This is a genomic window from Shimia fortis, from assembly GCF_040225985.1.
In the GTDB taxonomy this organism is placed as follows: Bacteria; Pseudomonadota; Alphaproteobacteria; order Rhodobacterales; family Rhodobacteraceae; genus Shimia.
Window position 1 is genome coordinate 1 of the sequence record NZ_JBBPEU010000008.1, and the last position, 21284, is coordinate 21284.

Consider the following 21284-nt stretch of genomic DNA (forward strand, 5'->3'; position numbering starts at 1 on the left):
GTGACAATCTCTTCCGGCTTGTGTCGTTTGATTCCCATGTTTGATCCTCCGTTTCCCAACTATAGGGGCGGACCACTTCAGTGGGGGAGGATCACCGCATAGAAAGAGGGAACATCTTTCCAGTGCATGGCCTTGTGGTGCTGCACCTTCTGCTTAACTTGCGGCAGAACACGAGCATCGCGGATCGTGGTCACAGGATTTTCTCCGTCACGAAATCCCTTTGACTTCGCCACGTCGAGAACGGCCTTTATCCGCTGTGCAAGCCGCTTTGCAGTTTCATGTTTCTCAGTCCAGATTGGCAATAGCACCTGCAGGACTTCGGGTTGACCGATCTCAGAAACAGGCAGACGGCCTATTTTGGGGAATGCATAGTCGGCTAGAGTATTGATCCACTGCTGGCCGTGTTTAGGATTCTTCCACGTCGGCAAGCGTTCAATATGAACTTGCCGCGCAATCTCTTCAAAGCAAGGTATCTCCTGTCGCCCGTTGTAGCGCGGATTGATGCCCTGCTTTGCGAGGCGGCGATATTCTAGAGCTCGGTCACGCGCTTCATTCAGTGTCACAACATCCGCGCCACCAAGGCCAAAATCAGTTCGCAACGGCTTGCCTTCACGATTGCGCTGACCCTTCACTGTGACGCGAACAATCCAGCGCCGAGCGCCGGATGGATCAACAACAAGGTACAACCCGCTCCCGTCGCCATGGCGACCAGGGCCGAGTGTTCGCACCAGATTCTTCGTCAACTTTCCGCTCAGAGCAGCCATAAAATACCACAATTCCTACCACGCAATGAACAGAAATGAGTCTAATCGAAGAAAGTTCAATAGCAACAGCGAATGCAGATAAACCAACAAGAACAGCCCCGTAAGGGGCTGAATGAGCATCAACAGAATTGAATGAAAATGGTGGGTGGCGGAGACGAAGGGATTCGAACCCTCGATACCGTTTCCGGTATACTCCCTTAGCAGGGGAGCGCCTTCGACCACTCGGCCACGTCTCCGCTGACCGCTATACAGGCCCTGCCGTGCGGAGAACAAGGGCAAAAATCGGGAATAGAGGCAAAATCTTGAGAGGTGTTTTGGTTTTTTCCCGAAGGTCATGACGGGCGGCGTCAGATGGCTTGCGATTAACCTGCGTATTTCTCAGTCACACCAACCGGATCGCGGGTGCTGGAAGCCTGCAGCTTTGTGGAAGTAGGCTTTGACTTGACAGGGGTACGTCGAGAGGCGTCCTTGGGGAAGAAACTCTCTCGTGACACGTCAAGAACGACACACCAGCACCGCGGACACCTGACCATGATTCAAGACACCCCAAACCTTATTTCCGCCATTCGCGACCGCTTTGCCCATGTGGACGCCTGTCCATTCCAGGGGCCGCGTGTCTTTTTCGAGAATGCGGGTGGGGCGCTAACCTTGAAATCCGTGGTCGAGACCTCGGCGCGGTTTGCCGCCATCCCTGACAACCAGGGGCGGGATAACCCGGCGTCCCATGCGCTGGTGGACATCATCCAAAAGGCCAAGGCCGATATGGGGGTCTTGATGAACGCCTCGACAGGCCAGTTTTTTGCAGGTGAGAGCGGTACCGAATTGTTGTTCCGCCTGATCCGCACGGCCTGTGTCAACGCGCCGAAAGGCAACAAGGTGATCGGGTCCACGCTGGAACATCCCGCCAGCCGGTCTGCCGCGCGGCGCTGGGCCGGGATTGCAGGGCTCGACTATGTCAGCGTGCCCCACGATGACGCGACCGGCACCGTGACCGCGGCAGATTACGCGGCCTTGGTCACACCGGATGTGGCGGTGGCCACGATCCTGCATGCTTCGCCCGTGACCGGCATGGGCATGGATGTGGCGGCCATTGCGGCGGCCATCCGCGCGGTGGCGCCCGATTGCATGATCCTTGTGGACGGAATCCAGCACGCCGCGCACGGGCAGCTCGACATCGACGCCTATGATATCGATGGCTATGTGATTTCGCTTTACAAGGTGTTTGCCCGCCATGGGTACGGCATGGCGTGGATTTCGGAGCGTCTGAGCGCGCTGCCCCATGATCAGCTGATCGACGCCCCCGCAACGGGCTGGGAATTCGGCACGCGCGATACCGGTGCCTATGCCACGATGTCGGATGTGGTGGCCTATTTCGACTGGTTGGGTGGCGAGGTCTCGCAAGAAACGGATCCCCGCCAGCGGATCGAGGCCGCGGGCCGGGCGATCCATGCCTATGAAACCCATCTGACCAATGCCATGATCAACGGCACGGGCAATCTTCCGGGTCTGCGCGATATGGAACATGTCACGATCCTTGGCGGGGTTGACAACCCGGCCCGAGAGGGGCTGGTGTCGATCGTGGTGAACGGACTGGCCTCGCCCGATGTGGTCAACCTTTTGAACGAGCAGGGCATCCGCACCCATACCCGCAAGGCCGATCATTACAGCGGCAATGTCCTTGGGCCGCTGGGGCTTGAGGATTGTATCCGTATCTCGCTGTGCCATTACAATACCGAGGCCGAGATTGCCCAGTTGCTCGGGGTGCTCAAGACACTGGAAACCGCCGTGTAGCGGCGGTGTGATGCGGGCGCTTCTGGCGGATATCGGCGGTACGCACAGCCGCTTTGCCCTTGCGGACGGGCAGGGGGTGCGGGCCGACACGCTCATGCGGCTTGAGAACGCCGCCTTCCCCGATTTCCGCGCGGCGCTTGCCCATTACATCGAGGGCACCAATCCAGCGGCACTGACCGGCGCGTGTTTGGCCGTGGCCGGGCCGGTCGAGAGCAGTGGCGCCCAGTTGACCAACCGGAACTGGACAGTTGATCGCGCCGCGTTGTCCGAAATGTTGGCCGTGAAACGGGTTGCCTTGCTCAATGATCTCGAGGCGATGGCGCTGGCCTTGCCCTTCGTGACTCCGGCTCCCGTCACCGACGGCGCTGCGGGCTTGGGCATGGGGTGGGGGCTTGTCGTCGGCATCGGGACAGGGGCCAATATCTGCGCGGCAGCGATTGGAGCACAGGGCGTTACGCATGTCATGGCGTGTGAGGCGGGCCACGCCAGCCTGCCGGCCTCGGTTCTCCGGGTTCTGACCCCGGTCATGGCCGACGCGGAGCGGATGTTCCCCACAATCGAGTCCCTGTTCAGCGGCAGAGGGCTGGCCCGGCTTGAAACGTTATTACACGCCCCACCTGCGGATGCTGCGAAGGCACCAAAGGCCAGATGCGTTTTCGCGCGGGCGCTGGGCGCATGGGCGCGGGATCTGCGATACCTTTACCTGCCGCGCGCGGGTCTGGTCTTTTGCGGGGCCGTGGCGCGTATTGCTTTGGAAACCGAACGCGGCGCGTTTCTTGACGGGTTCAATGCCCCTGTTGCGCCGGATGCGCCCGCAGTGGCATGTGACGCCTATCTCGTGACTGACGACGCGGCCGCCTTGTGGGGGTGTTATGCGCATCTTAAGGTTGCCGGGGCCTGATACCCCCACAAAGCCTGCGCCATTCCGCCGTCTTCCCAGCCTTGGAAAACAGAGGTACCCCCCGCCACAAGACTCGTTCTTTCGCCTGTTTGCCTGCAAAGACCCCGTCCGACGCCGCTTGACCGCGCGCTGCGAAATACAGACTGGGGCATCATGCCACGATGGGGCGTTTGCCGAAATTCTTGCAACGCCATACGCTTTGGTATACAGCGGCATACAAGTGAGCTTGACCCGACTCGGAAAGTGATTTTTGCGCGCCGGTATCCAGGCATTTTCTAACATCAAATCGTAGGGATCGTCATGAGCTTGTACACAGACTACCTAACCGAGATCGAGACCCGCAAAGAGCAAGGCCTGCACGCCAAGCCCATCGACGACGGGGCTCTGGTTGCGGAACTGATCGACCAGATCAAGGACACCGGCAACGAACACCGCGAAGCCTCGCTGAATTTCTTCATCTACAACACGCTGCCCGGCACCACGAGCGCCGCAGGCGTGAAAGCGGCCTTCCTCAAGGACATCATCCTTGGCCAGGCCAGTGTTGAAGAAATCTCGCCGGACTTTGCCTTTGAACTGCTGTCGCACATGAAAGGCGGACCGTCGGTTCGCGTGCTGCTGGATCTGGCTCTGGGCGAGGATGCTGCGATTGCTGCGCAGGCCGCCGAAGTTCTGAAGACCCAGGTGTTCCTGTATGAAGCCGACACCGAGCGTCTGGAAGAGGCCTACAAGGCCGGCAACGCTGTCGCCAAAGACCTGCTGGAAAGCTATGCCAAGGCCGAGTTCTTCACCAAGCTTCCCGAGGTTGAAGAAGAAATCAAGGTTGTCACCTATATCGCCGGCGTCGGCGACATTTCGACCGACCTTCTGTCGCCCGGCGCCGAGGCACACAGCCGCGCGGACCGCGAACTGCACGGCAAATGCATGTGTACCCCCGAGGATCAGGTTGCCATTCAGGAGCTGCAGAAGCAGCACCCCGATGCACGCGTTATGCTGATCGCCGAAAAAGGCACCATGGGCGTGGGGTCGTCGCGTATGTCTGGCGTGAACAACGTGGCGCTCTGGACCGGCAAGAAAGCCAGCCCCTATGTGCCTTTCGTTAACATCGCACCGGTCGTGGCGGGCACCAACGGCATTTCGCCGATCTTCCTGACCACCGTGGGCGTGACCGGCGGTATCGGCATTGATCTGGACAACTGGGTCAAGAAGACCGACGCCGACGGCAATGTCGTGCTGGACGAAGATGGCGAACCTGTTCTGGAAGAGGCCTACTCGGTCGCAACCGGCACCGTGCTGACCATCAACACCAAAGACAAAACCCTGCGGGATGCGGACGGCAATGTTCTGAAAGACGTATCGGCCGCCTTTACTCCGCAAAAAGTCGAATTCATGAAGGCAGGCGGCTCTTACGCCGTGGTCTTCGGCAAGAAGCTGCAGACATTTGCCGCCGAGACCCTCGGTCAGGAACTCAAGTCGGCCTATGCTCCCTCGAAAGAGGTCTCGGTCGAAGGTCAGGGTCTGACCGCCGTTGAAAAGATCTTCAACCGCAACGCACGCGGCACCACGCCGGGTGTCACGCTGCACGCCGGTTCGGACGTGCGCGTGAAGGTCAACGTCGTGGGCTCGCAAGACACCACCGGCCCGATGACCGCGCAAGAACTCGAAGCGATGGCCGCCACCGTGATCTCGCCGTCGGTTGACGTGGGCTATCAGTCGGGCTGTCACACCGCGTCGGTCTGGGATGCCAAGGCACAGGCCAACATCCCCAAGCTGATGAAGTTCATGAACGACTTCGGCCTGATCACCGCGCGTGACCCCAAGGGCGAATACCACGCGATGACCGACGTGATCCACAAGGTGCTTAACGATATCACCGTGGATGACTGGGACATCATCATCGGCGGCGACAGCCACACCCGTATGTCCAAAGGCGTGGCCTTTGGTGCGGACTCGGGCACCGTGGCGCTGGCGCTGGCGACCGGCGAAGCCTCGATGCCGATCCCGGAATCGGTCAAGGTCACCTTCAAAGGTAAAATGGCCGACCACCTCGATTTCCGTGACGTCGTGCACGCCACCCAGGCGCAGATGCTCAAGCAGCATGGCGACAACGTGTTCCAGGGCCGGGTGATCGAAGTGCATATTGGTACGCTGCTGGCGGACCAGGCCTTCACCTTCACCGACTGGACCGCCGAGATGAAAGCCAAGGCGTCGGTCTGTATCTCGAATGACGAGACCCTGATCGGCTCGCTGGAACTGGCCAAGTCGCGCATCCAGATCATGATCGACAAGGGCATGGACAACAAAGCCCAGCTCTTGCAGGGCCTGATCGACAAGGCAGACAAGCGCATTGCCGAGATCAAGTCGGGCGAAAATCCCGCCCTGACCCCGGACGACAACGCCAAGTACTTCGCCGAAGTTGTGGTTGATCTCGACGCCATCAACGAACCGATGATTGCCGACCCCGACGTCAACAACGAAGACGTGTCCAAGCGTTACACCCACGACACCATTCGCCCCGTCTCCTACTATGGTGGCGACAAGAAGGTGGACCTGGGCTTTGTCGGGTCGTGCATGGTGCACAAGGGCGACATGAAGATCGTGGCCCAGATGCTCAAGAACCTCGAAAAGCTCAATGGCAAGGTCGAATTCAACGCGCCGCTGGTCGTTGCGGCCCCGACCTACAACATCATCGACGAGCTGAAAGAAGAAGGCGACTGGGACATCCTCGAGAAATACTCGGGCTTCGAGTTCGACGACATGTTCCCGAAAACCAAGGCACGGACCGAGTACGAGAACATCATGTATCTCGAACGCCCCGGCTGTAACCTCTGCATGGGCAACCAGGAAAAGGCCGCCAAGGGCGACACCGTTCTGGCCACCTCGACCCGCCTGTTCCAGGGCCGTGTCGTGGGCGATACACCCGAGAAGAAAGGTGAATCTCTGTTGGCCTCGACTCCGGTCGTGGTATTGGCCGCGATCCTCGGTCGGACCCCGACCATGGAAGAATACAAGTCTGCCGTGGAAGGTATCGACCTGACCAAGTTCGCGCCGCCGCTTGAAAAACCCGCCGGTGCCCGCTCGGCCCACTTCTAAGCCCCTTTTGTCCCGCGCATCACCTGCGCGGGACAACAGAAAATCCAAGGCCGGAGGCACGCAGTTGCCTCCGGTTTTATTTTGTGGTCCCCAAAAAGATCCGTTTGTCGAGTTCGCGTAGACAAAAAGCTATTGCTTGACCGCAGATCACAAATTTTTGGCGACCATTCTCAATTTTTCCAGTTTCTTCATTGCTAACATTTTGTGGAAACAGAATTTCGTCGCAAACTTTGGCTGCGCAGCGAATGCGCCGCAAGAAAACACGGATGTAGGTGTTGCTCGGGGGGCATTCCTAAGTTGTGTGTGGCGAAGCGAGGTACGAGGCGCGTGAATTGCTGAAAATCATAATCAGAGCGTTGTTCGGCGTTAATGCGCCGAAGCAAAAAAAAGCGAAGTCTGTATATAGCCCAACGCCATACGTACGACGTGCCCCTCGGAAAGATAGCTCGACAAAAGCCGTCCCGCCTCAAAAAACGGCGTCTCATACGTCAGCAAAGTCGGAGCCTGCGCTCGAAACCACACTGACTGGCAAGTGTTATGTCGTCGATGGAGATACGATTCGGATAGGTAAGGTAAGTCTGAGACTGGCCGGTATTGATGCGCCAGAACTTGAACACCCTTGGGGTAAAAAAGCCAAATGGGAATTGGTTCATCTCTGCAAGGGGAAAACCATCACGGCTGAAATCGAGCCGGAACTTTCCTACGACAGGGTTGTCGCAACTTGCTACTTGCCCGATGGTACGGATCTTAGCGCAGAAATGGTGCGGCGGGGGATGGCGCTTGACTGGCCAAAATTCTCGGGCGGAAAATATGCCAACCTAGAACCGGATGGCATGCGCAAGAAACACTGGAAAGCAGCCGCCAGACAGCGTGGTCATATGCATGTTTTCAATAAATGAGCTGGTGATGCCCCGCGCTCCAAAGCGTATTCTGAGTCGGACATAGGATCGCGTTAGGATATGGGATCGCGCAAGACCACCGACGAAATGCCCGCCTTTTCGTTAAGTTAGCAGGATACATAGATTTGCAATCTGCCGCCCGTTACAGCAGGTTGAGGGCATGAAGATTGCCGCTCTCACAATGGTTTACCGCGACTACTGGGCGCTTGGGCAATGGTATCGGCACTACGCAAAACACCTTGGCCCCGAACGTCTTTATGTTGTGGCGCACGGGCCGGATCCGAACATTGCCCAAATCTGCCCCGGCAGCAGCGTGATCACCATTCCCCGCGATGATCTTGAAGGGTTCGACCGCAAACGCGGCGACATGCTGAACCTGTTTCAGGCGGCCTTGCTCAAAACCCATGACTGGGTGATCCGCACTGACGCGGACGAGCTGATCTGCTGGCACCCGCGACGTTACAACAGCCTCGAAGATGTCTTTGTCCAGAACGCCGATGCCCCGGTTCTGACCGCGCTGGGCATGGACATTGCGGACCTGTCCGAGACAGGCGGGGGCGTGCCGTTCCGCGATGTGCGCGATGCGGCCTTTTCGGGCCACTACAGCAAGGCCTTTGCCGCCCGCATCCCTGCCGACCTTCATCTGCACGGAGTCCGGGTGCCGCCTTCAGAATTGCAGAGCTTTCCGTTTCTCATGCCGCGCGGGGTGTACCTGATGCACCTCAAATATGCCAATCGCGCGGTGCTGAGCGACACCAACGCCGCCCGCCGCGCCGTCGCCACAGGTGAGGGCAAGGGGCTGCCGGGCAAGGCATGGCGCAACCCCGACAAGGCGACCGAGGATTTCTTTCTTGCGTTCCAAGACAAGGAGTTGGTGCCGTGGAAATACGCCGAGCGTGTGGCCTTTGATTTCTTCTCGAAACGGCCCAGCCGCGTCGAACGCTATAGCCTGGTGAAAACACGTTTGCGGCGCTGGCCCATTCGCACGGTGTTGCCCGACTGGTTCGCCGATCTCTAGCCTGTATCGGCGGCAGCAGCAGCGTCACAAGGGCAAAACCATATTCCGCGCTGCAAAGGCGAAACCCTACCAGCCCGCGGCCTGAATGGCGCTGGTGTCAATGCCCCTGAGGGCCTGCCGGGCATCGATCCCGTCCGCCCCATGCGAGGAGGATGACATCGCCGCCGCTGCTACGATGCCCACGGCCGTGGCGACCTGCAAATCACGGATTTCCTGTTCGCGGCAGGTCACAAAAGCATAATCCCACCCGTGCTTGTAGTCTTGATCCGATCCATAGGCCGCGCCATCCCGGTTGCGCTGGGCAAAGCTGTCACCGCCGTCATGTTTGCCGCTTTCGCACCCATCGTGATAGCCGCGCACATAGGGATCCGAATAGCCATGGTCGCGCAATACGGTTTCGGAACTCGGGGCGTCCGAACAGGCCGCCAGAAGCGCCAGACAAGGCGCAAGAAAAACAAATGGTTTCAACATGTGTGGTGCCTTTCTACGGTCACGCGGTCACGCGGTCAGGGGGTGCGGGGCGCCATAGTCGTTGCTGCCGTCTTCGCTGGGCTGGATGTAGAAATACAGGATGATCAGGGTTCCAAGGATCGGGATCAGCGCCAGCAACAGCCACCATCCGCTACGCCCCGTATCGTGCAAGCGGCGCACCGCAACCGCGATATTGGGGATAATCAGCAGTAGCGCAAAGATCATCGACAGAGGCTGGCCACCATCTTCTTGAAACGCCTCGAATCCAAGTATCGGCAGGATAACTGCGCCATCAATGATCTGTACGACCGCGAAAAACAAAAAGGTCGCCAGCACCCACCACCAGAACTCGGATCGGGATGCCCGCCCGCCAAACGTGGCATATTTGGATAGAACTGATTTCACTGCAGTCGTGATCATCATGTCGTTTCCTTTCTGCCTGCACCTGATGTGCTAGGCATTTATCCGCTGCGTGACACTTTACGGTAGGCGTTTCGCTAAAAAAGGCCAGCTAAACATCGGTGAGCGAAGGGGGGACTTGCATCTTCATACGGCGGTGTCTGCTGATGCCGGTATGATGACCCACCTGACGCAGGAACACGCATAGCGGCATGGCCACGGCGCAAGAAGAAAACTTTTTGACAAACACTCAGCCGCCTTCCAGCCGACACAGGCTATGCCAAGGGGGGCGATTGGGGGGAAGCTGAAACCGGCCTCCGAAGGTCAACCTTCCTCGTTCCTTGTTGCGGCCCTCAAGGATCTGCTGTCGGGCAATCTTGATCGGATCCAGATCGTCAAAGGTTGGCTGGACGGCACGGGCGCGTTGCAGGATCCTGAATCCGCCCCCGCTCTCAGCGCCTTCTACGACGCCCGTGTGAGTGAAATTCCCACGCCACGCTGGACCGCTTACAAGGCCAAGCGTTTCAACATCGTGATGAATCCGGACGTGCCGAGGACCAGGACAGAACGCGCCTATACGTCGCCCATCTGGGACACGCCGGGCTGATCGCGATACCAAGGCTTGAAAGGGACGGCCTGTCGGGTCGCCCTTTTTCGTGTCGGTTGAGGCTTTGGGCCAGTCTGCGCAAGGGGGTTTGAACCGTCATCACCGGTGCTTTGCCTTCCTGTCTTTCCTGAAACGTTGCCGGTTGTCACATTCATCAGATTTTCTTCTGGCGGAAACGGTCCCGATGGCGCATGTCTTGCGAAGCGGGCGCGATGCCGGGTCACGACGGGTTAATCCCGTCACTCTGCTCACCCATAAGATACAGGCCAGACATCCGGTCCGCGACGGGACCATGGCACAGGCAAGGGGGATTCTGATGGCTCAAAAACGTTTGCTCACCGAATTCGGCATGGGGTCGTCCCTGCGCCGTCAGGATTATACCGAGGCTGCCCGCCGCGCCGTGAAAGACGCGCTCTGGCACAACTCAATCAACCTCGCCGAGCTGTTCGGCAAGGACAAATCCGAGATGCAGATCACGGTCGAGGTCGCCGTGCAGCAGCCCGAACGGATCGACACAGATACGATTGCCGCGATTTTTCCTTATGGGCAGGTCACGGTACTGCCGGTCAGGGGCGGGCTGGACGTGCCCCGCAGCGATGGCGGCAACCCGATCGTGATCGCCAATGTCGCGATCTCGGTGGCGCTGGATCTCGGGGGGGCGGCATGAGCGATCAACGGTTCATCATCGCAATGGGCATGGGCAATGACCAGTACGGGCAGGACTATACCAAGGCTGCCGCCCGCGCGATCGAAGACGCCATTCGCCACTCCTCGATCCCGATGTTCGACGCGCTGGGTTTGGACGCCGCACAGATGCGGGTCTCTGTGACCGTGGGCGTTCAGGAACCGGACAAGGTCGATTGTGCCGCGCTTGCCCAAACCCTGCCACGGGGGCAGGCCAGTGTGCGCGCCGTATTCGGCGGCCTGAATGTGACCAACCCCGATACGGGGAATGTGCTGGTCATCGCATCCGCCGCAGTCGAGGCATTTCTGCCGAAACAAGCCTGAAATTATTTGTACAAAACGGACATTCGCCGTCCTGCACACGTACAAACCCCACAAATCTGAGGTCACTGCCATGTCACGCGCGCTTATGATCCAGGGCACAGGCTCCAACGTCGGCAAGTCGCTGCTGGTGGCGGGCCTCTGCCGTGCCGCCGTCCGACGCGGTCAATCTGTGGCCCCGTTCAAGCCCCAGAATATGTCCAACAACGCGGCAGTGACCCGCGATGGCGGTGAGATCGGACGTGCCCAGGCGTTGCAAGCGCTGGCCTGTGGCAAGCCTTTGACAACAGACATGAATCCGGTGTTGCTCAAACCCGAAACCGAGACGGGCGCACAGGTCATCGTGCAGGGAAAGCGCCTTACCTCGACGCGGGCCGATGCCTATGCCGGGCTGAAACCTCAATTGATGGCGCCTGTACTGGAAAGCTTCAATCGTCTGAAATCAAACAATGATCTGGTGATCGTCGAGGGCGCCGGCAGCCCGGCCGAGGTCAATCTGCGGGCGCGCGACATTGCCAATATGGGCTTTGCTTGCGCAGCGGATGTTCCGGTCATTCTGGCCGGTGACATCGACCGCGGCGGCGTGATCGCCCAGATTGTCGGCACACAGGCGGTGCTGGATACGGGTGATGCGGCCATGATCGCGGGGTTTCTCGTCAACAAATTTCGCGGCGACCCTAGGCTGTTCGACGAGGGCTATGACTATATTTCCCAGAAAACTGAGTGGCGGGGCTTTGGCGTATTGCCATATTTTTCAGAGGCTTGGAAGCTGCCTGCCGAAGACGGGCTCGACATCGCGGACGGGCGCGGCACAGGGGATTTCAAGGTCGCATGTCTTGCCTTGTCCCGGATCGCCAACTTTGATGATCTCGATCCGCTGGCACAGGAACCGGGCCTCAGCCTGACCATGGTGCAGGCCGGACAATCCATTCCTGGGGATGCGGACCTTGTGATCCTGCCGGGCAGCAAATCCACCCGTGGCGACCTTGCCTTCTTGCGGGCACAGGGGTGGGATATTGACCTCTGGGCGCATGCGCGGCGCGGCGGGCGGGTGCTCGGGATTTGCGGGGGATATCAGATGCTTGGTGCTATCGTACGCGATCCTCAAGGCATCGAAGGGCCGGCAGGAGAGACCGAAGGGCTGGGCCTTTTGAATGTCGAAACCGAGATGACCCCGGACAAACGCCTGACCGAAACACGCGCGACGCACGCGGCAACGGGGCGGGGGTGTCACGGCTATGAAATCCATATTGGCCGGACGACAGGCCCCGACCGCGACCGCCCGTTTGCCCATGTCGACGGACGCCCCGAAGGTGCGGTTAGCGCCGACGGCCGCATCTGCGGCAGCTACCTGCACGGTATGTTCCGCGATGACGGGTTCCGCGCTGCATGGCTTGGCGGTCTGGGGGCAGAGGTGTCGGCAACGGGTTATGATGCGACGGTCGAGGCCACGCTCGACGCACTGGCCGACCACATGGAACACCATCTTGACCTTGACGGCATCTTTGCCATTGCGCGTTAGGGTCGTGTCGGCCGGATGGTTGGGGCGTTACCCTGCCCGGATTTCCCGCACCGAATGCCCGAACGCCTTGCGAAAGGCGCGTGCGAAACTGGCTTGCGAGGAAAACCCCGTCGCCATGGCGATGGTCTGCACCGGTTGGCTGGTGTCGGTGGCCAGACGATAAGCTTCGTCCAGCCGCAATTGCAGGTACCACGCATGGGGGGATTGGTTCAAATGGGTGCGGAATCTCTGCTCCAGACTGCGCTGGGACAGTCCCATGCGGGCTGCAACCTCTTGAATGGAAAGCGTATCTTCCAGATGGGCCTCCATGAGTTCAAGCGCGGGCGCGATTCGCGGATTGCGGCGGATTTTGCGTGAGGTGGCGCTGATGCTCTGGCCCTGAGTGCCAAGCGGCACAGGATCATAGAGAAAGGCAGAGGCCACCCTGCGCGCCAGGTTGTCGCCAAAGCGGATCGCGATGAGGTGCAACATCATGTCGATCCCCGGCGCCGCGCCGCCCGAGGTGGCAAAGGGCGGGCTGATGACGAAGCGGTCGCGCAGCGTGGTGACCTGCGGAAAACGGGTCGCGAATTCTTCGAGGTCTTCCCAGTGGGTGGTGGCCGTCTGGTTGTCCAGCAGCCCCGCCCGCGCCAATATCCACGGCCCGCCATCAATCGCCGCGATACTTGCGCCGGTGCGGTGCAGACGGCGCAAGCTTGACAGCAGGGCGGGGGTGGAATGCCGTTCTAGGTTGAAGCCGGCCACCACGATCAAGAAATCCACGCCATGTGCCTCGGACAAGGGTGGGGCGGTGATGGAAAGGCCGCTGGTCAGTTTGGCTGGGGATCCGTTTGCAGTGAAGAACTGCCATCGGAACAGCGTTTTTCCGGCCCTGCGATTGGTGGCGCGCATCGGATCGACAGCCGCGGCAAAGCTCAACGTGTTGCAGTCATCCAGCACCAGAACTGCCGTGTTCAGGGCCCTATCGCTGTGCTGGAAGATGTTTGTTGCGCTTACCATCAAATTTACTTCGTAAAATGGAAAGTGATGCGGCGCAATCCTGATCATGCTTGCGGGCAACGACAGAAAGGAATTGCCATGCCCCTTCACATGAACCGAGAGGTCTTTATCACCTGCGCCGTGACCGGATCGGGCGGCACGCAGGATCGCAGCCCGCATGTGCCACGCTCGCCCGCGCAGATCGCAGAAAGCGCGATTGCCGCCGCCAAAGCGGGGGCTGCGGTGGTGCATTGCCACGTGCGTGATCCTGAAACAGGCGCGCCGAGCCGCGATTTGGGCCTCTATCGCGAGGTCACGGACAGGATTCGCGACAGCGACACGGATGTGGTGCTGAACCTGACCGCGGGGATGGGCGGCGACATCGTGTTTGGCGATGTCGAAAACCCGCTGCCAGTGAACGAGACGGGCACCGATATGATCGGCGCGACCGCGCGCATGGCCCATATCGCGGAATGCCTGCCCGAGATCTGCACGCTGGATTGCGGCACGATGAACTTTGCCGAGGCTGACTACGTGATGACCAACACCCCCGGCATGTTGCGTGCCATGGGACAGATGATGACCGATCTGGGCGTCAAACCCGAGATCGAGGCGTTTGATACAGGCCACCTGTGGTTCGCGACGCAACTGGTCAGGGAAGGCATCCTGACCTCGCCCGCTTTGGTGCAGCTCTGCATGGGCGTACCCTGGGGCGCGCCGAATGATCTCAATACCTTTATGGCGATGGTCAACAACGTGCCGTCGGATTGGGACTGGTCGGCGTTTTCGCTAGGACGGGACCAGATGGCCTATGTGGCCGCCGCTATCTTGGCGGGGGGCAATGTGCGGGTTGGGCTTGAGGACAACCTGTGGCTCGACAAGGGCGTGCTGGCCGAGAACTATCAACTGGTTGAACGCGCCGTGGGCATCATCGAAGGCATGGGGGCCAAGGTGATCGGCCCCGAAGCCGTGCGCGAGAGACTGGGGTTGGTGAAACGCGCGCCGGTGGCAAAGTGAGAGTGTCACGGGGCGGAGTGGGGGCCAGCCCCCACACCCCCGGAGTATTTTTGGCAAGATGAAACCAGTACGTGGGTTGAAGAAAATAGGGGGGCTATAGACGTGTTTCATGACATTCGTATTCTTCCTATCCCTGCTATTCGCTTTCGTTTTGTCGATGGCGGCCTGTCTTCAGTCCGACGCAGCGTGGTGGAAAGGGTCGCTGGCCGCGATTGCCTTGGGCGTTGTGACGACGCTGCTTTTTCTCTTCGTTGCCGTCGAAGTGCCGCAAGGCGGCAACCTTCCGCCTTCGTCCGGGATGGTCGTCGCGGCGTTTTTGGGAAATGTTCTGATCGGGGCCGGGTCTGGCTTGGCCCTGATGCTACGGAAAATGTGGAGCCCTGGCAAAATTGCCAAGGTGGTGTTTCTAGGCGGGTGGATGCACAGCTTCATGGGGATGATGACGCTCGCCTTTTCATGAACGAGAGAGGTGTGCGATGCTACGCGTAGCGGCAATTATCGGTGGTGGTGTGATCGGTGGCGGATGGGCCGCGCGGTTCCTGTTGAACGGCTGGAATGTAAGGGTGTTTGACCCCGACCCCGAAGCCGGGCGCAAGATCGGAGAGGTGCTGGACAATGCGCGCCGCTCGATGCCGGGCCTGAGTGATGCGGCGATGCCCGCAGAGGGGGCGTTGAGCTTTCATGAGACCATTGCCGAGGCAGTGGAAGGTGCCGCGTGGATACAGGAAAGCGTGCCGGAACGGCTGGACCTGAAACAGAAGATCTATGCGGAGTTGCAAGCAGCCTGTTCCGAAGATGCCGTGATCGGGTCCTCCACCAGCGGGTTCAAACCCAGTGAGTTGCAAGAGGTCGCCCCGCGCCCTGCGCAGATCATGGTGACCCATCCATTCAACCCCGTGTACCTGATGCCGCTGGTCGAAGTCGTCCCCAGCGCGCAAACCGACCCGGCCCTTGTGGCGCGCGCAAAAGAAGTACTGTCGGGTGTGGGTATGTATCCGCTGCATGTGCGCAAGGAAATCGACGCACATATTGCGGACCGGTTCCTTGAGGCGGTCTGGCGCGAGGCGCTGTGGCTGGTCAAGGACGGAGTGGCCACCACGGAAGAGATCGACGAGTCGATCCGCATGGGGTTTGGCATTCGCTGGGCGCAAATGGGGCTGTTTGACACCTATCGCGTGGCCGGTGGCGAGGCAGGCATGAAGCATTTCATGGCGCAGTTTGGTCCGGCGCTGAAATGGCCCTGGACCAAGCTGATGGACGTGCCCGAATTCAATGACGAGTTGGTCGATTTGATCGCAGGGCAATCGGACGCGCAGTCGGGCCACCTGGATATCCGCGAGATGGAACGCATCCGCGACAATAACCTTGTGGCGATGATGCGCGCGCTTAAGGCGCAAAACTGGGCCTCTGGGGCTATTCTGAACCAGCATGACGTCAAACTGGCCGCAGAGGCCGGGATGGTGCGCAAGGCGGCGGATATTGCCGACCCCTCGCAACCCCTCGTAACAGTGTCGCGCGCGGTGCCGATCGACTGGCTGGACTATAATGGCCATATGACCGAGAGCCGCTATCTGCATGCCTTCGCCGATGCCTCGGACCGGTTGATGGAAATCATCGGCTGTGATCAGGACTATATCGCGACCGGCGGTAGTTTCTTTACCGCCGAGACGCATATCCGCCATATCGACGAGACCCATCTGGGCGCGCGGATCGAGGTGCGCACCCGCGTCTTGATGGCGGAAGGCAAGAAGATGCACCTTTGGCACGAGATGTACGCGGGCGACAAACTGTTGGCGACGGGCGAGCATATCCTGATCCATGTCAGCCTTGAAACGCGGCGGCCCGCACCGTTCAGCCCCGAGATTGCCGCCAACCTAGCGATGATTTCGACCGCGCAAGCCAGTCTGCCGGCCCCTGAAGGAGTCGGGCGCTATGTGGGGCAGCCCCGGTGACGTTGGCGGACAGGCGACGCGTCCTGATCACGGCAGGGGCGTCGGGGATCGGGCGCGCGATGGGCGACGCCTTTGATATGGCGGGCTATGACGTCTGGGTCAGTGATCTGAACCCGGCGGCTCTCTCCTCTGTGCCGGTTCATTGGCGGCGCAGTCATGTGGACGTGGCCGATGAGGCGCAGATGGCGGCGATGTTTGCCGAGGTGGGGCGCGTCTGGGGCGGGTTGGATGTGCTTTGTGCCAATGCGGGCGTGGCCGGACCGACGGCGGCGGTCGAGGACATCACCCTTGAGGACTGGCGGTCCTGCGTGGCGGTCAATCTGGAGGGCGCGTTTCTGGCAACGAAACACGCGGTGCCGATGATGAAGGCGGCGCGGTGCGGGTCGATCATTGTCACCTCTTCCACGGCGGGGCAGCACGGGTATCCGTACCGGTCTCCTTATGCGGCGGCGAAATGGGCGGTGATCGGGCTGGCCAAGACGCTGGCGATGGAACTGGGCAATTTTGACATTCGGTGCAACGTGATTTGCCCGGGGTCGGTAGAGGGTGAGCGTATGGAAGGTGTTCTGGAGCGCGAGGCCGCGGCCAAAGGCATGACGCGCGATGCGGTCTATCAGGGCTATGCCAGCGGGACGTCGCTGGGTCGGTTCGTGCAGGCGCGCGAAATTGCGGATATGGCGGTGTTTCTAGGATCGGACGCATCAGCCGCCGTGTCCGGGCAGGTGATCGCTGTGGACGGGCATACCGTCAATCCCGACCCGAAGGTCTGAGACCGGAAAGGGCGGGGGGGCTGCCCCTCTTGGCTCCGCAAGGGGCCAATTCACCCCGAGGTATTTTTTCCCAAGAAAAAAGTCGCTTGGTCGGGTCTCAGATGCGGGTTTGCAGATCCGCGATATGTTCGGGCAGTTTGCGGGCCGTGATCGTGGCGCTGCGGACAAGGTTGTCGAAATGGGCGGTGAAGCTCTGGATGCGTTCGACATCACGGAAGGCCAGGTAGTTGCGACCAATGTAAAGCACCGCAAGCAGCGGGCCGAACACGGTGATCGGGGCCGAGAACAGCTGGCGGGCATCGAACAGGTAGAGGCGCAGGCGCGGATAGAGTTGGGTGCAGAGGTCCGACATGTGGCGTAATTGGGCCTGCCGCAGAGGGAGGGGCAGGCCGGTGTAATAGCCGCTCCCTGTTGCGAAAGAGTAGAGTTCGTGCAGGGGAACGGCGATCTCGTAATCCGACTGGCTTGCCCGCATCCAGTTGAGCCGGTCCTCGGAGGCGCCGATCGCCTGTCGGGTGGTGCGCCCGAGATGGGGGGAGTATTCCCATTCGAGCACGTCGCGGGTTTTGAGCATGTCGGGCAGACCGGCAGGGACGTGGCGGATCTTGTAACCCGCGGCCTCGAGGTGCCATTCAAAGATCTGTTCATCGACAAGGGCGCGGGGAGCTTCGGTCAGGGTCAGCGAATTGGCAAGGATGTCGGCCGCGCTTTCCGGCCGGTCAGTGAGCGACAGCAACCAGTCCGCAGAGACGCCAAGCGCAGCGGCGCACTCCCCGACCACCTGTGCATTCGGCAGGCGTGCGCCTTTGTCTTTCAGAAGTTGCGAGATGGTCGACCGGTCGACCCCGATCTGGCGGGCAAGGGCGCTCTGGCTGACAGATTTATCGCGCATGGCGCTGTCGAGCCGTTGCCGGAACCGCATTGCCCGCAGGCGCTTGTCGATATTATTGCTCATATGTTCAATTTTATCACCAAACGGGGATTTTGTGAATTACATTCCGACTGCCGCGCGGACCGCATGTCAGGTAACGGTTTTGTGAAGTTAACAAAAACGGACATGGCATGGACAGTCGGAAGAGATCTCTGACCAAGGCGGTTATCTGGAACCTGTTGGGTCTTATAACGATGAGCCTTGTGGGGTTTGTCGCCACGGGCTCGGGGGCGCTTGGCGGCAAGCTGGCCCTTGTGAACACCGCGTTGGGGTTTGCGCTTTACGTGATTTACGAACGGGTCTGGTCCGCTATTGGCTGGGGGCGTCATGTCTGATCCGCGCCGCAGCCGCCCAGCTATTGAGTGGCCGACCTTGGCTATGCTGGTTTTGTGTTATGGCACCTATGTCCTTGGTACGCTCTGGGCGGCGGCGTTTTTTCTGCCGCTCGGGATGGTGCTGACCACGCTTGCAATCGCGCTGCATTCTTCGTTGACGCACGAGGTTCTGCACGGGCATCCGTTCCGGAACCAGCGGCTCAATGATGCGCTGGTTTTTCCGGCCCTTGGCCTGGTCATCCCCTATTACCGGTTTCGCGACACCCATCTGGCGCATCATCAGGATTCGATCCTGACCGACCCTTATGACGACCCCGAGACCAATTATCTGGATCCGGAGGTTTGGGCGGCACTGCCGGGCTGGCGCAAGGCGTTGCACAATTTCAACAATACCCTGCTTGGCCGGTTGCTGATCGGACCAGCGATGGGGCAGGTGGCCTTTATTGCTTGTGACTGGCAGGCCATTCAGTCCGGTGACCGCGCCGCCCTGCGCGGGTGGCTGTGGCATGTGCCGGCGGTCGCCGTGGTGCTGTGGTGGATGTTTGCGGTGATGCAGATGCCGGTCTGGAGCTACCTGGTCAGCGCCTATGCCGCGCTGTCGATTCTGAAGATCAGGACATTTCTGGAACATCAGGCGCACGAGCGGGCCCGTGGGCGCACCGTGATCATTGAGGATAACGGGCCGCTGGCGTGGATTTTCCTGTTCAACAGCCTGCACGTGGTGCACCACATGCACCCCAAGGTGGCCTGGTACAACATGCCAAAGCTGTTCCGCCAGAACCGAGACCGGTATCTGAAGCAGAACGACGCCTATTATTACAGGTCTTACCGAGAGATTTTCGCCAAGTATTTCTTGGCGGCAAAAGATCCCGTGCCGCATCCACTCTGGCCGTGGAAGTAGCCACGTGATCTAAGGGCGGCATGGAACTTTGGGTTGCCGTCTCGATTGCCGCCGCGCTGTTTCAGACGGTGCGCTTCATGCTTCAGAAATACCTGTCGCAGGTGTCACTGTCGGCTGCGGGGGCCACCTTTGCCCGATTTCTTTATTCGGCCCCGGTGGCGCTGGCATTGCTGGCGCTTTATCCGGTTCAGGGCGGCGCACAATTGGGAGTGCGGGGCGCAGAGTTCTGGGCCTATGGCGCTACGGGCGGGTTGGCCCAGATCGTGGCGACCGTGTTGACCGTGATGCTGTTCAAGCGGCGCAATTTTGCCGTGGGGGTGACCTTTATCAAAGTCGAGGTTCTTTTGACGGCCCTGATCGGTCTTGTTGTGCTTGGAGATACGGTTTCGGTCTTGGGACTTGGGGCAATTCTTGTCGGCGTCGCGGGAGTTCTGGTGTTGTCCGGTCCTGCTGCGGGCGCTGCGGCAGGCGGGTGGGCGCGCCTATTGAGCCCCTCGGCAGGGCTGGGGCTGGCTGCGGGGGCATTGTTCGGTGTTTCGGCGGTCTGTTATCGCGGAGCGTCTTTGCAGGTGGCGGGCGAAGATCCTTTCCTGCGCGCGCTGGTCACTCTTGCGGCGGTGACCACCATGCAGACGCTGGCGATGGTGCTTTGGTTGCGTCTAAGAGAAGCGGGCGAGATCAGGCGCGTCGCCGCTGCCTGGCGCAGTGCCATGTGGATTGGTGTGACCAGCATGGCGGGGTCATTCTGTTGGTTCACGGGGTTCACCTTGCAGAACGCGGCCTATGTCAAAGCCGTGGGGCAGGTCGAGTTGATTTTTGCGGTGCTTGGTTCGGTCCTGTTTTTCAAGGAAAGCATTTCGGGCCGGGAATGGTTGGGGATGGGGCTGTTGAGCTGCAGCATCCTCGCGCTGGTTCTGGTGTCCTAGGGCGGGCAGGGGCGTTGCCCCTCTGGGCGCCGGGGCGCCCATTCACCCCAGAGTACTTTCCGAAGGTGAAGGCCGGGTGGGTTTATCTGTGGCGGGTTTCGCGCCACGCCAAAATCGCGGCGCTGGTCAGGATCAACACCGCCCCAAGAATGGAAACCGTGTCAGGCAGCACCTTGAAAATCAGCGCATCATAAAGCGTGGCAAAGGCAAGCGTGGTGTAGAAAAACGGCGACACGAAACTGGCATCGGCGAGGCGCATCGCGTTGATGAAACAGGTTTGGGCCGCAGCCATCAAGAGGCCCACCCCGGCGAGGGCCAGCCATTGCTGCGGGGTTGGGGACAGCCAGACAAAAGCCGCCACCGTGGTCGAGATGGTCAGGCCGATGGCATTGTTGATCAACAGGATCTGGAACGGTCGTTCGCGTCCCGACAGAAGCTTGATAAAGATCATTTCGCCACCCATGGCCAGTGCTGCGCAAAGCGCCAGAAGTGCGCCGAACTGTAGCGCGCCCATGCCGGGGCGGGTCAGGATCATTGCCCCCAGAAAGGCCAGCGCCGCCGACCCGGCGCGCCAGGGCCCGATCCGTTCCCCGAGGAAGGGGATGGCAAGGATCATGGCAAAGACCGGATTCAGAAAACTTATGGCGGTCGCGTCGGTCAGTGGGATGAAGCTGGCGGCGGCAAACATGAGTGTAACGCCCCCCCATCCAAAGGCAGAACGCCCCACATGGATGCCCAGATGCGGACGGGTAAAGCTTGGGCGCAGAAGCACCGCGGCGAGCGAGAACGCGAGAAAGGCGAAAAGGAAACGCCCCTGGCTGATCTGTAACGGTGAAAGCGCGGGGCCGAGCGCGCCCGTGCCCAACGCTTTCGCCAGAAGCGTGGTGCCCGCCACGAAAGCCGAAGCCGCGACGGTCAGGAGGGCCGCCAGGGCCGGGCGTTGGGGCGCATCTGTCATGGACCTGCTTTGACCGAGCGGTCAGGCCTTGGCAAGAAGAATTGCCGCA

The 21284-nt window shown here is 60.2% G+C and carries 22 protein-coding genes and 1 tRNA gene; 16 read left to right on the plus strand and 7 right to left on the minus strand.

All coding sequences use genetic code 11. The features are described from left to right. Positions 1-77: 77 nt before the first annotated feature. Together WNE31_RS12595 and WNE31_RS12600 are read right to left on the minus strand one after the other, a co-directional pair. The gene (locus tag WNE31_RS12595; RefSeq protein ID WP_349980152.1) at positions 78-764 is read right to left on the minus strand and encodes a tyrosine-type recombinase/integrase; all 687 of its coding nucleotides are present in this window, start codon (positions 762-764) and stop codon (positions 78-80) included. 146 nt (positions 765-910) lie between these two features. Continuing rightward, a tRNA-Ser gene (locus WNE31_RS12600) sits at positions 911-1000 on the minus strand. Positions 1001-1295: 295 nt separating this feature from the next. Between WNE31_RS12600 and WNE31_RS12605 the strand changes: the two genes are divergently transcribed. The 5 genes from WNE31_RS12605 (at position 1296) to WNE31_RS12625 (ending at position 8463) form a co-directional block, all read left to right on the plus strand. Then, positions 1296-2555: an aminotransferase class V-fold PLP-dependent enzyme gene (locus tag WNE31_RS12605; protein ID WP_349980154.1), complete on the plus strand. Its 1260-nt coding sequence runs from the start codon at positions 1296-1298 to the stop codon at positions 2553-2555. 10 nt (positions 2556-2565) lie between these two features. Next, complete coding sequence (locus WNE31_RS12610; RefSeq protein ID WP_349980157.1) at positions 2566-3456, plus strand: glucokinase; 891 nt, start codon at positions 2566-2568, stop codon at positions 3454-3456. Positions 3457-3756: 300 nt separating this feature from the next. Then, positions 3757-6546, plus strand: coding sequence for a bifunctional aconitate hydratase 2/2-methylisocitrate dehydratase (locus WNE31_RS12615; RefSeq protein WP_349980159.1), 2790 nt, complete (start codon positions 3757-3759; stop codon positions 6544-6546). A gap of 332 nt (positions 6547-6878) precedes the next feature. Further along, positions 6879-7445, plus strand: coding sequence for a thermonuclease family protein (locus tag WNE31_RS12620; RefSeq protein ID WP_349980161.1), 567 nt, complete (start codon positions 6879-6881; stop codon positions 7443-7445). Between the two features lie 160 nt (positions 7446-7605). Continuing rightward, entirely contained in the window at positions 7606-8463 is an 858-nt protein-coding gene (locus tag WNE31_RS12625; RefSeq protein WP_349980163.1) for a glycosyltransferase family 2 protein, read from the plus strand. 66 nt (positions 8464-8529) lie between these two features. Here WNE31_RS12625 and WNE31_RS12630 read toward each other — a convergent pair whose 3' ends face one another. Further along, complete coding sequence (locus WNE31_RS12630; protein ID WP_349980164.1) at positions 8530-8934, minus strand: hypothetical protein; 405 nt, start codon at positions 8932-8934, stop codon at positions 8530-8532. A 27-nt stretch (positions 8935-8961) separates the two neighbouring features. Beyond that, positions 8962-9357: a DUF805 domain-containing protein gene (locus WNE31_RS12635; protein ID WP_349980165.1), complete on the minus strand. Its 396-nt coding sequence runs from the start codon at positions 9355-9357 to the stop codon at positions 8962-8964. A gap of 253 nt (positions 9358-9610) precedes the next feature. Between WNE31_RS12635 and WNE31_RS12640 the strand changes: the two genes are divergently transcribed. From WNE31_RS12640 to WNE31_RS12655, 4 genes are all read left to right on the plus strand, one after another. Beyond that, the gene (locus WNE31_RS12640; RefSeq protein ID WP_349980166.1) at positions 9611-9940 is read left to right on the plus strand and encodes a DUF3604 domain-containing protein; all 330 of its coding nucleotides are present in this window, start codon (positions 9611-9613) and stop codon (positions 9938-9940) included. Between the two features lie 316 nt (positions 9941-10256). Continuing rightward, on the plus strand, positions 10257-10607 hold the full coding sequence (locus WNE31_RS12645) for a Lin0512 family protein (RefSeq protein ID WP_349980167.1): 351 nt from the start codon (positions 10257-10259) through the stop codon (positions 10605-10607). Continuing rightward, positions 10604-10948, plus strand: a complete 345-nt coding sequence (locus WNE31_RS12650) for a Lin0512 family protein (protein WP_349980168.1) — start codon at positions 10604-10606, stop codon at positions 10946-10948. Before WNE31_RS12645 ends, WNE31_RS12650 begins: the two co-directional genes overlap by 4 nt. Positions 10949-11018: 70 nt before the next feature. After that, a complete protein-coding gene (locus WNE31_RS12655; protein ID WP_349980169.1) occupies positions 11019-12467 on the plus strand; it encodes a cobyric acid synthase in 1449 nt (482 codons plus the stop codon). Between the two features lie 27 nt (positions 12468-12494). Here the strand turns inward: WNE31_RS12655 and WNE31_RS12660 are convergent, their stop codons facing one another. Next, on the minus strand, positions 12495-13466 hold the full coding sequence (locus WNE31_RS12660) for a GlxA family transcriptional regulator (RefSeq protein ID WP_349980170.1): 972 nt from the start codon (positions 13464-13466) through the stop codon (positions 12495-12497). 78 nt (positions 13467-13544) lie between these two features. On the opposite strand from WNE31_RS12660, the gene bcoG reads away from it, so the two are divergent. The 4 genes from bcoG to WNE31_RS12680 all read left to right on the plus strand — a co-directional run bounded on the left by bcoG (position 13545) and on the right by WNE31_RS12680 (position 17184). Then, on the plus strand, positions 13545-14462 hold the full coding sequence (gene bcoG / locus WNE31_RS12665; protein ID WP_349980171.1) for a 3-dehydrocarnitine:acetyl-CoA trimethylamine transferase BcoG: 918 nt from the start codon (positions 13545-13547) through the stop codon (positions 14460-14462). 109 nt (positions 14463-14571) lie between these two features. Next, positions 14572-14922: a hypothetical protein gene (locus WNE31_RS12670; RefSeq protein WP_349980172.1), complete on the plus strand. Its 351-nt coding sequence runs from the start codon at positions 14572-14574 to the stop codon at positions 14920-14922. A 16-nt stretch (positions 14923-14938) separates the two neighbouring features. Further along, positions 14939-16414, plus strand: coding sequence for a carnitine 3-dehydrogenase (locus WNE31_RS12675; RefSeq protein WP_349980173.1), 1476 nt, complete (start codon positions 14939-14941; stop codon positions 16412-16414). Beyond that, positions 16411-17184 (plus strand): SDR family oxidoreductase, encoded by a 774-nt coding sequence (locus WNE31_RS12680; protein WP_463407434.1) that lies wholly within the window; start codon positions 16411-16413, stop codon positions 17182-17184. The genes WNE31_RS12675 and WNE31_RS12680 overlap by 4 nt, the downstream gene beginning before the upstream one ends. Before the next feature lie 97 nt (positions 17185-17281). On the opposite strand, the gene WNE31_RS12685 is transcribed toward WNE31_RS12680, so the two are convergent. Then, a complete protein-coding gene (locus WNE31_RS12685) occupies positions 17282-18139 on the minus strand; it encodes a helix-turn-helix domain-containing protein (RefSeq protein ID WP_349980174.1) in 858 nt (285 codons plus the stop codon). A 107-nt stretch (positions 18140-18246) separates the two neighbouring features. Here WNE31_RS12685 and WNE31_RS12690 point away from each other — a divergent pair, with 107 nt between their 5' ends. From WNE31_RS12690 to WNE31_RS12700, 3 genes are read left to right on the plus strand one after another with little or no spacing between them, the layout of a single operon-like run. Continuing rightward, complete coding sequence (locus WNE31_RS12690) at positions 18247-18450, plus strand: DUF2061 domain-containing protein (RefSeq protein ID WP_349980175.1); 204 nt, start codon at positions 18247-18249, stop codon at positions 18448-18450. Further along, positions 18443-19351 carry a fatty acid desaturase gene (locus WNE31_RS12695; RefSeq protein WP_349980176.1) on the plus strand — a complete coding sequence of 303 codons (909 nt, stop codon included), beginning with the start codon at positions 18443-18445 and terminating at the stop codon, positions 19349-19351. Before WNE31_RS12690 ends, WNE31_RS12695 begins: the two co-directional genes overlap by 8 nt. A gap of 20 nt (positions 19352-19371) precedes the next feature. Continuing rightward, positions 19372-20277 (plus strand): EamA family transporter, encoded by a 906-nt coding sequence (locus WNE31_RS12700; RefSeq protein ID WP_349980177.1) that lies wholly within the window; start codon positions 19372-19374, stop codon positions 20275-20277. An 82-nt stretch (positions 20278-20359) separates the two neighbouring features. Here WNE31_RS12700 and WNE31_RS12705 read toward each other — a convergent pair whose 3' ends face one another. Continuing rightward, complete coding sequence (locus tag WNE31_RS12705; protein WP_349980178.1) at positions 20360-21235, minus strand: DMT family transporter; 876 nt, start codon at positions 21233-21235, stop codon at positions 20360-20362. Between the last annotated feature and the right edge of the window lie 49 nt (positions 21236-21284).